This window comes from Chryseobacterium scophthalmum, from assembly GCF_900143185.1.
In the GTDB taxonomy this organism is placed as follows: domain Bacteria; phylum Bacteroidota; class Bacteroidia; order Flavobacteriales; family Weeksellaceae; genus Chryseobacterium; species Chryseobacterium scophthalmum.
The window spans coordinates 311,676-324,580 of sequence record NZ_FSRQ01000003.1; the positions used below are offsets into that span (position 1 = coordinate 311,676).

14 protein-coding genes are annotated in these 12,905 nt (G+C 32.0%); 7 read left to right on the plus strand and 7 right to left on the minus strand.

The window, feature by feature from the left end; all coding sequences use genetic code 11:
• The 4 genes from BUR17_RS16425 (at nucleotide 1) to BUR17_RS16440 (ending at nucleotide 3,891) form a co-directional block, all read left to right on the plus strand.
• Entirely contained in the window at nucleotides 1–651 is a 651-nt protein-coding gene (locus tag BUR17_RS16425) for a class I SAM-dependent methyltransferase (protein ID WP_074231682.1), read from the plus strand.
• 5 nt (nucleotides 652–656) lie between these two features.
• Complete coding sequence (locus BUR17_RS16430; protein ID WP_074231683.1) at nucleotides 657–1,685, plus strand: hemin-degrading factor; 1,029 nt, start codon at nucleotides 657–659, stop codon at nucleotides 1,683–1,685.
• A 370-nt stretch (nucleotides 1,686–2,055) separates the two neighbouring features.
• A complete protein-coding gene (locus tag BUR17_RS16435) occupies nucleotides 2,056–2,928 on the plus strand; it encodes a ChaN family lipoprotein (protein WP_074231684.1) in 873 nt (290 codons plus the stop codon).
• Between the two features lie 333 nt (nucleotides 2,929–3,261).
• Nucleotides 3,262–3,891, plus strand: coding sequence for a peptide deformylase (locus tag BUR17_RS16440; protein WP_074231685.1), 630 nt, complete (start codon nucleotides 3,262–3,264; stop codon nucleotides 3,889–3,891).
• Between the two features lie 41 nt (nucleotides 3,892–3,932).
• Here the strand turns inward: BUR17_RS16440 and BUR17_RS16445 are convergent, their stop codons facing one another.
• From BUR17_RS16445 to BUR17_RS16465, 5 genes are all read right to left on the minus strand, one after another.
• Nucleotides 3,933–4,412, minus strand: coding sequence for a hypothetical protein (locus BUR17_RS16445; RefSeq protein WP_074231686.1), 480 nt, complete (start codon nucleotides 4,410–4,412; stop codon nucleotides 3,933–3,935).
• A 148-nt stretch (nucleotides 4,413–4,560) separates the two neighbouring features.
• The gene (locus tag BUR17_RS16450) at nucleotides 4,561–5,187 is read right to left on the minus strand and encodes a hypothetical protein (RefSeq protein ID WP_074231687.1); all 627 of its coding nucleotides are present in this window, start codon (nucleotides 5,185–5,187) and stop codon (nucleotides 4,561–4,563) included.
• Between the two features lie 179 nt (nucleotides 5,188–5,366).
• The gene (locus BUR17_RS16455; RefSeq protein WP_074231688.1) at nucleotides 5,367–5,789 is read right to left on the minus strand and encodes an organic hydroperoxide resistance protein; all 423 of its coding nucleotides are present in this window, start codon (nucleotides 5,787–5,789) and stop codon (nucleotides 5,367–5,369) included.
• Nucleotides 5,786–6,223, minus strand: a complete 438-nt coding sequence (locus tag BUR17_RS16460; RefSeq protein ID WP_074231689.1) for a MarR family winged helix-turn-helix transcriptional regulator — start codon at nucleotides 6,221–6,223, stop codon at nucleotides 5,786–5,788. Before BUR17_RS16460 ends, BUR17_RS16455 begins: the two co-directional genes overlap by 4 nt.
• A 27-nt stretch (nucleotides 6,224–6,250) precedes the next feature.
• Nucleotides 6,251–6,883: an NAD(P)H-dependent oxidoreductase gene (locus tag BUR17_RS16465; protein WP_074231690.1), complete on the minus strand. Its 633-nt coding sequence runs from the start codon at nucleotides 6,881–6,883 to the stop codon at nucleotides 6,251–6,253.
• 285 nt (nucleotides 6,884–7,168) lie between these two features.
• On the opposite strand from BUR17_RS16465, the gene pheT reads away from it, so the two are divergent.
• The 3 genes from pheT to BUR17_RS16480 all read left to right on the plus strand — a co-directional run bounded on the left by pheT (nucleotide 7,169) and on the right by BUR17_RS16480 (nucleotide 11,217).
• On the plus strand, nucleotides 7,169–9,571 hold the full coding sequence (pheT, locus tag BUR17_RS16470) for a phenylalanine--tRNA ligase subunit beta (RefSeq protein WP_074231691.1): 2,403 nt from the start codon (nucleotides 7,169–7,171) through the stop codon (nucleotides 9,569–9,571).
• Nucleotides 9,572–9,641: 70 nt separating this feature from the next.
• Nucleotides 9,642–10,721 (plus strand): hypothetical protein, encoded by a 1,080-nt coding sequence (locus BUR17_RS16475; protein WP_074231692.1) that lies wholly within the window; start codon nucleotides 9,642–9,644, stop codon nucleotides 10,719–10,721.
• An 85-nt stretch (nucleotides 10,722–10,806) separates the two neighbouring features.
• Entirely contained in the window at nucleotides 10,807–11,217 is a 411-nt protein-coding gene (locus tag BUR17_RS16480; protein ID WP_074231693.1) for an META domain-containing protein, read from the plus strand.
• Between the two features lie 52 nt (nucleotides 11,218–11,269).
• Here the strand turns inward: BUR17_RS16480 and BUR17_RS16485 are convergent, their stop codons facing one another.
• Both BUR17_RS16485 and BUR17_RS16490 read right to left on the minus strand, forming a co-directional pair.
• Entirely contained in the window at nucleotides 11,270–11,509 is a 240-nt protein-coding gene (locus tag BUR17_RS16485) for a hypothetical protein (RefSeq protein WP_002977986.1), read from the minus strand.
• Between the two features lie 39 nt (nucleotides 11,510–11,548).
• Nucleotides 11,549–12,868, minus strand: coding sequence for a hypothetical protein (locus tag BUR17_RS16490; RefSeq protein WP_143747611.1), 1,320 nt, complete (start codon nucleotides 12,866–12,868; stop codon nucleotides 11,549–11,551).
• Nucleotides 12,869–12,905: the final 37 nt, after the last annotated feature.

The following is a 12,905-nucleotide window of genomic DNA, read 5'->3' on the forward strand; positions in this document are numbered from 1 at the left end:
ATGGAACAAAAAGATTTAAAAATATTAGCACAAAACCTTGCCAATCCGCAAGGCGAAAAAGGTATTCAGATTGGGGAAATGATGAATGAAACCAACATCGGAATGACGTTGGAAAGCATCAAAACTCTTTTAATTGAAGATGATGAGCATATTCTTGAAATTGGTCACGGAAATGCAGCTCACGTAAAAAGTCTTTTAAGTTTAGCTCAAAACATAAAATATACAGGAATTGATATTTCTGAAACGATGCATCTTGAAGCTAAAAGATTAAATGAAACATTTAAAAATCAGGCAGAATTTGTTTTGTATGAAGGAACGAAACTGCCTTTTGAAGATAAGACCTTCGATAAAATATTCACAGTAAATACGGTTTACTTCTGGGAAAATCCGGTAGAATATTTAAATGAAATCTACAGAGTTTTAAAAAAGAACGGAACATTTGTTCTTACTTTCGGGCAGAGAGATTTCATGGAAACTCTACCTTTTACTCAATTCGATTTTACCCTTTACAATTCGGATGAAATGGAAGAAACGGTTTCTAAAAGTCTTTTTAAAAGAATGAAAATTTCTGAAAAAGAAGAAGAAATAAAAAGCAAAACCGGAGACGAATTAATCAAAAGAAATTACACAGTTTTAACCATAAAAAAATAAATAAAATGAATACAATAGTTAACGATCTGAAAGAAAAATGGGAAGCTCTGAAAGCAGAAAATCCACATATGAGAATAAGAAATGCTGCTGCAGAATTGGGTGTAAGCGAAGCAGAATTATTATTAACTAACGTAGGAGAAGAAGTAACTGTTCTGAAACCTGAATTTGCAAACATCTTAACAGAAGTTGAAAAATTAGGAAAAGTAATGGCTCTAACAAGAAATGACGAGTGTGTTCACGAAAGAAAAGGAACTTATTTAAACGGTGATTTCAGCAGTCCTCATGCACAGCTTTTTGTAGGTGAAGATATCGATTTGAGAATCTTCCAAAATCATTGGAAATTTGCTTTTGCTGTAGTTGAAGGTGATAAAAAGAGTCTTCAGTTCTTTGGAAAAGATGGTTTAGCACTTCACAAGATTTATTTAACGAAAGACAGCAATGTTGAAGCTTTTGATCCTATCGTTGCTCAGTTTAAAGCTGAAAATCAGAATGAAGTTTTCGAATTTGAAGCAATTGCTCCAAAAGCTCCTGAAAAAGAAGATTCAGAAATTGATGCTGAAGGTTTCAAAAAAGCTTGGACAGAATTGAAAGATACACACGATTTCTTTATGATGACCAGAAAATTCGGTGTTTCAAGAACTCAGGCTTTGAGATTGGCTCCGGAAGGTTATGCTAAAAAAATTGATCCTTCAAAAGTGGTAAATGTTTTGGAAGATGCTTCTGAAAAACGACTTCCGATCATGGTTTTCGTTGGAAACAGAGGAATTATCCAGATTCACACTGGAGAAGTGAAAAAAACAATGTGGCACCAACAATGGTTTAATGTAATGGATCCTGATTTCAATTTACATTTAGACGTAACAAAAATCGCTGAAGCTTGGATCGTGAAAAAACCAACTGAAGATGGTGAAGTTACGGCAATCGAAGTATTCAACAGCGAAGGCGAGTTTATCGTACAATTCTTCGGAAAAAGAAAGCCCGGAATTCCTGAACTACAAGAATGGAAAGATCTGGTAGCAGATCTTGAAAAATAAATAATTAGATGATTGGATGAAGACCGTTTTGTTTGAAGATTCAAAGCGGTCTTTTTTGTTGAACTTAAACAAAAATGTCTATCACAAATAACACTGATTCTAAATTTAGATATAATGTTGGAAAACGCAAAGACGCAAGAATTTTTTAAATTTACTTTTTAAGTCGCAAGGATTTTATCTTCGATAAAATTTAAAACTGCATATTTGCATAATTCGATTAATAAATCACTTGCTGAAAATCTTTGATTTTCTTGCGCCTTAAAAACAAAATAAAGGTGAAAACTTTGCGTCTTTGCGAAAAACCAACAAACCTACATTTGGAATACAGTCAATATAAATTTGTAATATTCTTGTTTAAAAACTTAATAAAATGAAAAATATTTTTATCGCCATATTGGTTTTAGGATTTTCTGCTTTTAAAGCGCAAAATTTTAAACCGTATCAGTTTTATAATAAAAAAGGAAAAGCCATTAAAGCTGAAAAAATGGTCAAACAGCTTGCTGATTATGATGTTGTTTTCTTTGGGGAACTTCACAATAATTCGATCGTGCACTGGCTTCAGTTAAAAGTTACAGAAGGGCTTTACGACAAAAAAAATAAGCAGATCACATTGGGTGCCGAAATGTTTGAAAGAGATAATCAGCCACAGCTTAATAAGTATCTTGCGGGTAAAATTGAAGCAAAAAGTCTGAAAGATTCTGTTCGTTTGTGGAATAATTATACCACAGATTATAAACCTTTGGTTGATTTTGCAAAAGATAAAAACCTGAATTTTATTGCAACCAATATTCCAAGAAAATATGCGTCTCAAACAGCAAAAGAAGGATTAGAATCTTTAAATAAATTGAGTGAAAAAGAAAAGTCTTACATAGCTCAATTGCCGATTAACGTAACTTTAGATACGCCCGGTTATCCTGAAATGAAAAAAATGATGGGCGATCATGCAGAAGGAACGAAGGTGATGAACTTTATTTCGGCTCAGGCAACGAAAGATGCAACAATGGCGGAATCTATTCTAAATAATCTACAGCCAGGAAAAACATTTATTCATTATAACGGAAATTTCCACAGCAAAGAATTCGGCGGAATTTATTGGTATATCAAACAGAAAAACCCAAATCTGAAAATGGCGGTGATCTCTGTTTTTGAATCTGAAGATGATGAATTAAAAATTCCTGAAAAAGAATATATTCCTACAGATTTTAATCTGATTATTCCGGCGGATATGACCAAGACTTATTAGGTTTAAAGAATTAAGTAAAAAGGAAAAAGTAAAAAGGAAAAAGAGTCAAGTTGGTGTTCAAAGAAAATCTTTGATTTTTAAAACTAATGTATTCTTTTATACATTTTAAAATTAAAACTCTAAAGTGACTAATCTGTTAAAAAGTATACCACGGATCAAACCGATCGTCACAGATTTTTTTATCTGCTGAATTTGCTGAATCTGCGTGAGAAAAAATAAACGAAATACATATCAATAGGAACGGGCTCTAGCCCGTTTTTTATGTAAAAAATTCATCGGCTTCAGCCAAAACTTAAAAAACATCCTTTATCTTTGTTCAACATTCCTTTAAAAATGAAAAAAATCTCCATACTCTTCATACTTTTTATCAGTTTCATCAATGCTCAAAAGTTGACTCCCAACGAAATTTCCCTTATTAATCAAGGCGATGTCAATTCAGCTCTACCAATTTATCAGACTACCGATGTTCATCAACATAAAACTTTACTGAACCCTTCTACCGAGATCGATCCGCTTGACAAAAACACGGCAACTTTGGTCAAAAGAATGGAGAAATCACTTCTTTCAACTGATGGTGGAGTAGGAATTGCTGCTCCGCAAGTAGGAATCAACAGAAAAATAATTTGGGTACAGCGTTTTGACAAAGCAGGCGAACCTTTGGAATATTTCATTAATCCGGTGATTACCTGGAGGTCAGAATTACAGAATCTTGGTCCGGAAGGCGATTTATCTATTCCCGATTTTAGAGATCAGTTTTACAGAAGTAAAGTCATTCAACTGGAATATGTTGATCTGAAAGGTCAGAAATTCTCAGAAATGGTTGAGGGTTTTACGGCAGTTATTTTCCAGCACGAAATTGACCATCTTTTCGGAATTTTAATTTCAGATAAAAAGAAAAAAGAAGAGAATGATTCTTATCTAAAAGTAGATGCCTTTAAGAAAAGTGATTCTGTGGGAAGATAAACGATAAGGTTCTACATTGTCTATAAATTACAAATTTTGTTTTATGTAAACCACTCTTTCAAAATAGTAAACAATGATTTTCGGTAATTATTTTTAAGTTTAAATTTTTCACCATTAAAATCAATAGAAGGGAGAAGAGGACTTTTAATACCAAATGGTCCTGTACCTTGTTTATTATAATAAAATTCTTTCTCTTCATCTGAATAACGACCTGCACAATCCAAACGGAAAATTGTTTTATTTTTATAAACAGATTCAACAGAAATATCAATCCAAACAGGTACTTTACCTTTTCTGCACAAAAGCTCTACAACTTCATTTTCATCAATTAAATTGATCATTTTACCATTATCCTCAGGATATATATCAAATTCTGTAAGAGTTGGATCATCAAAAGAAATATTTAGATCAGCGGAATATTTAAAACCAGTAGGAAGTTTATTTGTCACATATATTTTAGCAAAATCATATGAGGATTTTGAAGATTTTCTTAATAGTTTTAAAAATTCATCTTTTGTCATTTAATAAATGCTATGATATAAGAGGATATTTTTTGTTTTTATCATTGTTTTTCGAGAACAGTGATCAATATGAAAGTTCTTTTGAATTATTTTTATAGCCAAAATTTTTGAATTAAGAAAAATAGATCCTTTGGGAAGATAAACCGATTTATTTGTTGATATCTTCAATCATTTTGATGATTTCTAAAAAATCGTTTTCTTTTTTGAAAGCTTTTATTTTGTCAACAATTTCTGGATAATCTTTAAAAAGAATATAAAGATCTTCTTTTGCTTTTTCGTATTTCTTTTCTTTCATTCTGATTCTGAAAGGATAAGCGTAGAGTTTTTTGTCAGCATCATTAGCATCCTGAAATACAAAATTAGGATAATCTTCTAACGTTCTTGCAATTGCATTATATCCTCTGATTGACGTAAAATAAATATTGAATTTTCCTTCTGAAACAACTTCTCCAAATGTCTCTGTAATTTTTGTCGGGGTTCCAACTAGTGCATAATTGTCAGCGTAAGCTTTGAAATTATACAAAGGAACAAACTTCAAGTTTTCAGCAGAAAAGCTTGTAATATCATTGGGAGTATATTTTGTGGGTTTTTCTTTTTCATCTGATCTGAAATGTAATTTATCATTTTGGCTGGGATACCATTTTATTTGTCCATTCAGTTGAGATAAATCTTTAAGAATTACTTTACCGTTAACAAATTCTGTGGCAAATGGATAGTTTTGTCCGTAAGAGAAAAGCGCAGACAGAAGTAAGCCTAAACTTAAAATATATTTCATGATTTTAATGTTTTGAAAAATTTTAGAGTCAAAAATAAGAAAATAATTCTTTTATTGAGTGAATTAGTACTTGTCAATAAGAAATATTCCTGTCAAAATTCAAGATTATATTTTTTATAAACAAAAAAAATCTGCTTCCTATTTCGAAACAGATTTTATATTTTGATTTTTGATAACTTTTAGTTATTCGTCACCGTAAGTTTCACCTCAATATTATTTCTTGTGGCATTAGAATAAGGACAAATCTGATGCGCTTTTTCAGTCAATTCATGAGCTTCTTCAATAGAAACTTCAGGAATATTAACTTCTAATTCTACCGCTAATCCAAATCCGCCATTTTCAATCTGACCAATACTTACATCAGCTGTTACCGTAGTTTCGCCGGTTTTTATTTTAGATTTATTGATTACTAAATTTAAAGCACTGTCGAAGCATGCAGAATATCCGGCTGCGAAAAGCATTTCAGGGTTTGTGAAGTCGTCATTGGCCCCGCCTAAAGCTTTTGGCATTCTTACCTCAAGATCAAGAATTCCGTTTTCGCTTTTTACTTGTCCGTTTCTTCCGCCTTTTGCGGTCACTTTTGTGGTGTATAATGTTTTCATTGATTGTCTATTTTGTTTAATATTTTTTTTACGCTGTTGCTGAGTTCCGCCCAATCTTCTTTAGAAACTCCAACTTTTTGATGCATTTTAGCAGGAATTTCACAAGCTTTTTGCTGCAACGCTTTTCCGGATTCTGAAATAAAAACCTGAACAACTCTTTCATCTTCTTTCTTCCGCTTTCTCATGATAAATCCTTTTGCTTCCAGCCTTTTCAAAAGAGGAGTTAGAGTTCCGCTGTCTAAATAAAGCTTTTCACCAATATTGTTTACAGCAAGACCATCATTTTCCCACAAAGTCATCATCACAAGATATTGTGGATAGGTAATATCCAGCTCATCAAGAAGAGGACGATAAAGACCTGTAATCTGTTTTGCGATCACGTATAGCGGAAAGCAAATTTGATTTTCTAATTTTAAAGATTCTGAATTTTCCATAAGTGCGAAAGTGAAGTTGACGAATTGTTATTTTTTGATGATAAATTCCTCCATAGGAATTCTGACTTTTTTCATCGAAGCCATCCAGTCATTATCCTGGTCTCTGTAACCAAGATACAGCAAACTTACACTTTTCAAACCTAATTCTTTAAGCCCTAAAATTTCATCTACAACTTCATTGCTAAAACCTTCCGCAGGAGTAGAATCTATTTTCAGCTCTGCAGCTTGTGCCATCGCTAAACCTAATGCAATATAAGTTTGGCGCGCCGTATGTGCAAAATGTTGTTCCGGAGTTTGTGCGTTGTACATGTCTTTTATCTTATCGGTATAACTTCCAAAGCGACCTCTCGGCAAATCTCTTTCATCTGTAGTATAATCATATACTTTATCGATTTTTTCGTTAGAATAGCTATCCCAAGCTGCAAAAACCAATACATGAGAAGAATCTCTCATCACTTCCGGATTAAGCGCTCCTTCTACCATTTTATTTTTTAAATCCTGATTTTCTACAACGATTACTCTGAAAGGCTGTAACCCTGAAGAAGTAGGCGCTAATCTTGCTGCTTCTAAAATTTTATTTAAATCTTCCTGAGAAACTTTTTTTTCCGGATTGTAAGCTTTTACTGCGTGTCTCCAGTTTAAATTTTCTATTAATGACATTTTTTTTGTTTTAAAATTATAGGACAAAGGTATGGTAAAATTAAATTGCACACAATTTAATTTTGAGAAATATATTTTAGATGAAATCTATTAACCAAATCTTAATCCCTACTTAAATCTGTTTTTAATCTATCAATAACCATTAATATGATTTTTTTAACCTTTTTGAATTTCGGTATTTCTTAAAAAAACACGACATTTGTAGACGCAAAATTCAGAGGTGTTTCATGGTTGTTAAAAATGATGAATGCAAAACCTGAAGATTAAATATTTAAAATTCTACTAATGAAAATATCAAGCAACTGGCTGAAAGACTACATCAAAACAGAACTGAAAACCGAAAGAATCGGTGAATTTCTTACCGATATTGGTCTTGAAGTGGAGGGAATCGATAAGTTTGAAAGTGTAAAGGGAAGTCTTGAAGGCATCGTTGTAGGAAAAGTTTTGACTTGTGAAAAACATCCGAATGCAGATAAATTAAACAAAACCACAGTAGATGTAGGAAACGGAAAAGTTTTAAATATCGTTTGTGGGGCTCCGAATGTTGCAGAAGGACAAACTGTTCCTGTTGCAGTAGTGGGAACTAAAATTTATGCTAAAGACGGAAGCTTTTTCGAAATTAAAGAAGCAAAGATCAGAGGTGAGGTTTCTCAAGGAATGATCTGCGCAGAAGACGAATTAGGTTTGAGCGACGATCACGGCGGAATTATGGTTTTAGACGAAATCAAATATGAAGTAGGAAAAAACTTTGCCGATTATTTCGAATTAACGAATGACGAAGTTCTTGAAATTGGTTTAACGCCAAACAGAACCGATGCAATGTCGCATTATGGGGTTGCAAGAGATTTACATGCATTCCTTTCAACAAACCAGCAAAAATCTGAGTTTGAAAAAGTATCTTCTGTTGCCTTAAATAATGAAGGTTCGCACAACTTTACACTTGAAGTTGAAGATACTGAATTAACACCAAGATACATCGGTGCAGTAATCGAAAACGTAAAAGTTGCAGATTCTCCGGCTTGGTTAAAAGACAGATTAAAAGCTATCGGTTTAAGCCCAATTAACAATATTGTAGATATTACCAATTATATTCTTCACGGTTTCGGTCAGCCGCTTCACGCTTTCGATGCAGACAAAATTGCAGACAAAAAAGTGAAAGTAGGAACTGTTGCAGAAGGAACAAAATTTACGACTTTGGATGGTGTTGAAAGAACATTAAACGGTTCTGAAATCATCATTAAAGACGGACAAGATAATCCGATGTGTATTGCCGGAGTTTTCGGTGGTGCCAATTCCGGAGCTTCTAGCGAGACAAAAACTATTTTCCTGGAAAGTGCTTATTTCAATCCGGTTGCGGTAAGAAAAGGAGCTAAATTCCATGGCTTGAATACTGATGCTTCTTTCAGATTTGAAAGAGGAGTGGATCCTAATATTACAAGAACTGCGATTACTCATGCCATCAAATTGATTGAAGAATTAGCTGAAGGAAAGTTGACAGGAGAGTTATTGGAAGAATATCCTAAGAAAATTGAGGATAATTATATCATCATCAGATTTTCAAAAATCGAACAGATTTTAGGAACAAAAATTCACAGAGAAAAAGTAAAAGAAATTTTAAAGGCGCTGGAAATTCAGGTTTTAAATGATATCCAAAATGGTTTTGAAATCTCTGTTCCTGCTTACAGAGCAGATGTAACAAGAGAAATCGATGTTATCGAAGAGATTTTAAGAATCTACGGGTACAACAAGATCGACGCTCCGCAAAAAATTTCATTTACTCCTGTAAAATTAAGTGCAAACGATCAGGATGAATTGGAAAATTCTTGGGCAAGAACTTTACAGAGTTTAGGTTTCAACGAAGTAATGAACAATTCATTAACTTCTGTAAAAGATGAAACTGATGCTGTGAAATTATTAAACCCTTTAAGCGGAGATTTGGCATTTATGAGGAAGTCTTTATTGGAAGGACTTTTGCAGAATGCGGTTTACAATATCAACAGAAAAAATCAGGATATCAAATTTTTCGAATTCGGAAAAATCTACCACAAAAGAGAGAAGTACGAAGAAAGAAAACAGTTGGCTATTTTGGTTTCAGGAAGAAATGTTGCTGAAAACTGGTTACAGCCAAAATCTGCTACAGATTTCTACAACCTGAAAGCTTATGTGAAAGTTTTGCTTGAAAGATTAGCGATCGATTATAAAGAAATTGCTTTGTCTGACGAAAGATTTTCAGATGCAATTGAATACAAATCTGAAGATAAAACTTTGGTGAGAATCGGAAAAGTAGCGCCTCAAATGCTGAAAGATTTTGATGTAGACCAAGAATGTTTCTATGCAGAAATCGAGCTTGAATTTGCTCAGGAATTACGTTCTAAAAACGAATTGAAGTTTAAAGATATTCCTAAATTTAATAAAATCAGAAGAGATTTAGCTTTATTGATTGACAAGAATATTTCTTATCAGGAATTGTATCAAACGGCTAAAAAGAATAAATCTCCATTCATTAAAAACATTAATCTTTTTGATGTTTATGAAGGGAAAAATCTTCCTGAAGGTAAGAAATCTTACGCAATGAGTTTTGAATTGTTAAACGAAGAAAAAACTCTGGAAGAAAAAGAAATTTCTCACGTAATGGATTCTTTAATTAAATCTTTCCAAAAAGAATTTAATGCTGAGTTGAGATCATAAAAGAAAATATTATATATTGGAAGCGGACATTTGTCCGCTTTTTTTGTTTTAAAAATAATACGACATTAATATGAAATCATTTATAGCTCTTGTTTTTCTGCTTGTTTACACTTCTTTTCATTGTCAAAATAATGAATTGACCAATAAGAAATTAATCAGCTATTATGAAGCCGTAAATTCGGCAGAAGATAAGATTGCGACTAATGAGTTAGACAGTGCAGATTTTTATTATCAGAAGACGTTTAAAACTTTTAAAGAACCTCATGCGAATGATTTGTATAATCATATGAAAGTTCTTCTGAATAAGAAGGATTACGAAAATGCTTTTAAACATTATCAGTCTTTAGATTGTATGAAATATAAATTTGAAGAAAATTTTCTTTCATCTCATTTTCCCAATATTGAACAATACAAAAAGCTAAAATGTAAAAATAAGTTTGATAATAGCTACCGAAAAGAGCTTGATTCTTTATTTACGATTGATCAGCATTACAGAAAACTTTCCGGTGGAAATTATGCAAAATTTAAAAAGGAAATTACCAAGAATGACAGCATTGCGAGTACGAAACTTTTAAGTTTGATTCAGAAAAGAGGATTCCCGAATGAATATGATTTAGGTTTAAGCTCCGCCAATCTAGTTTTTTTTCAAAATTTTTATTTTATTATTTGGCATCAATTGGCAACTAATCTTTACAGTCCGCAAGTTGTCAATTTTTCAGACGAAATTGTAAAAGCATTAAACAAAGGAAAGATTACTCCGGAAAACGCCGCTTTTCTTTTAGATTTAAACAACGGAACTCAGAATTATTCTAGTGGGCATTTCGATATAGTTCAAATTTTTAAAAATGAAGGTAATCCTGACCGACCTCATGATAAAGCAGAAGAAATGCTTGAAAAAGCAGATTGTTGCTATGTGCATCAATGGTTTTATCCTGAAAAAAGAGGAGAAAAAGGAAATGCTTTGGTGAAAGATATAGACAGAAGACGAAAGAGTATAGGAATGAGTACTTTAGATCAGAGTTTGAGAAAAAAAGTTTTTCTATTGACGAATAAAGAATATAAAATGAGACATGCCAATCTTATCGGTATGAATTTTCAGAATGATGAGGATGCCGAAAATCTTAAAAAACATTTTATTAAAATTAAATAACTTAAAAATACATTTAACATAAATCTGTTTTTTAGAAATAAAGTATTAATAATTTCCGTAAATTTGAATTAAATCAAAAAGTAAAATGAAAAATCTTTTTTTAAGTATATGCACAGTTGCCGTTTTGGCATCTTGCGGAACAATGAAAAACGCATCTTCATCAAAAGTTGGAAAAGCGCAACCATCAATCGCCAATACAAAATGGACTTTAGCGGATAACGTGAAAGGACAGGTTCCTACTTTGGTTATAGAAGGTTCAAAGATTAACGGAAATGCCGGATGTAACAGATATTTTGGTGGTATAACCATGGAAACAGCATCAGGGAAATTTGAAGCTTCACAAATGGGTTCTACAAAAATGGCTTGTGCAAATATGAGTGTTGAGCAAAACTTCCTGGATATGCTTAATAAAGCTAATAAATATGTAGTTTCAGGAACTACTTTAGAATTGTATCAGGATAATTTGTTGCTTTTAAAATTCAACAAATCTGAATAAAAATAAAAAAGGAACTCAAATTTTGAGTTCCTTTTTTTATAAGTGGTTTTTTTTAATCTTCCTCTTCTTCGTCGTACTTAGCCAACTCTTCGTCGCACCATTTGAACGCTGCTTCAACTACTTTAGTAGCTTCGTCTGCCATAGTTTCTTCATCGTCACCTTCCAAATCATCAAGCCATTCTACTTCTTCCTCTTCAACGTTTAAGATGAATCTTGGATATTCTGTATGTACTACGAATAAATCTTCAGGAAATTCCGAATTATCTGCTAATAAAAACTTTGGTAATTTCATTTTTTTTAATGTTTTAACTTTAAATCAAAGATAATAAAATTATTGGTATTTGTTCTTGTCGATTTTAATTTTTTGTGAAACTTTATAATAGGTTAAGGTTGTTTTTTTTAAGGTATCAGAAGTTTTAAATGTTACCTCTAAATTCGAATTTACCGTACTTATTAATTCTGCAACCTGTACTTTCTCAAGATCTTTCATCGTTTCTAAATAGAATTTTAAAGGAACCTTATCCAAACGTTCTGTCTGTAGATAATGAGCAACTTCTTTCCTGTTTTCAATATAATTTCCCTTAGAAAGCCATGTGAAAAACATACCTGATATAATACTTAAAAATCCGATACCATATACTTTAAAATCAAATAGTTGAAATAGTTTCTTAAAATAAACCAACCAGAGTGGAAAACTAAAAGGAGCTAATAATCTGTAACCAATAGGATCTACAGGATAAAAATACTGAATAAAGAATGAACAAATAATTCCAAAAAATCCTGTAAAAACAAAGAAAAATTCTGTGTTGGAGAGTCTATATTTTATAAACAAAAACATCATCAATAGGATATTCAAAACTCCTAACCCGTAAATTCCGTAGTTAATTGTTCTACCTCCCGGATCTGAAATATGTATAAATGGATTAAAAGTAGTAGAAAGCCCTTGGAATAATTCAGTTAAAAGTTTAGAAGTTGGATATAAACCTATTTCCAAGGATTGTTTAATGTAATCTTCGTTAAAATAATCAATAAATAAAAACTTATACAGAATAATATAGATGGCTGAAATAATACCTGAAAATAAAAATAAACGTCCGTAAGAACGCTTAATGAAGAATAATCCATAAAGACCTACTGCTCCCATAATAAATAATGCACTGTATCTGATATTATAAAGAAGGATTAAGCTTAAAGAAAGATAAAAAACAGCTTTCCAACCTTTAAGATTTTCTTTAATAATTGTATCGGCTACAAAAAGGAAAACTAATACAAATGGGAGAATGAGTGCTTCACTTAAAGTTGCTGCAAAAATCGAAACAAAGCTGAAAAGTGCAACCAAAATGGTAGATTCTCGGGAATAAAAATTCTTTTTCCATGAGAAAAAAACAATAAAAAGCATTGCCAGAATTCCTACGATTTTACTTGCCCAAAATTCATCAGTTCCTAAAAAAGTAAAGATTTTAATGCTTAAAGGATATCCTAAAGGAGTAAGGGTATTATCAATCTCAGGAAGCACATTAGCAAATTTCATATAGCGAATAGAATCGGGACTTACTCTTCCTTTTTCATTGAGTAAAAAACGTAAAATGGTCACCATTACTGTAATGATGACCAATATTATCTGAATGTTTTTTTCTTTAAATTTTATCAAGATTGCAGTTATTAGGTTATAGATTACGGCTTTTTAA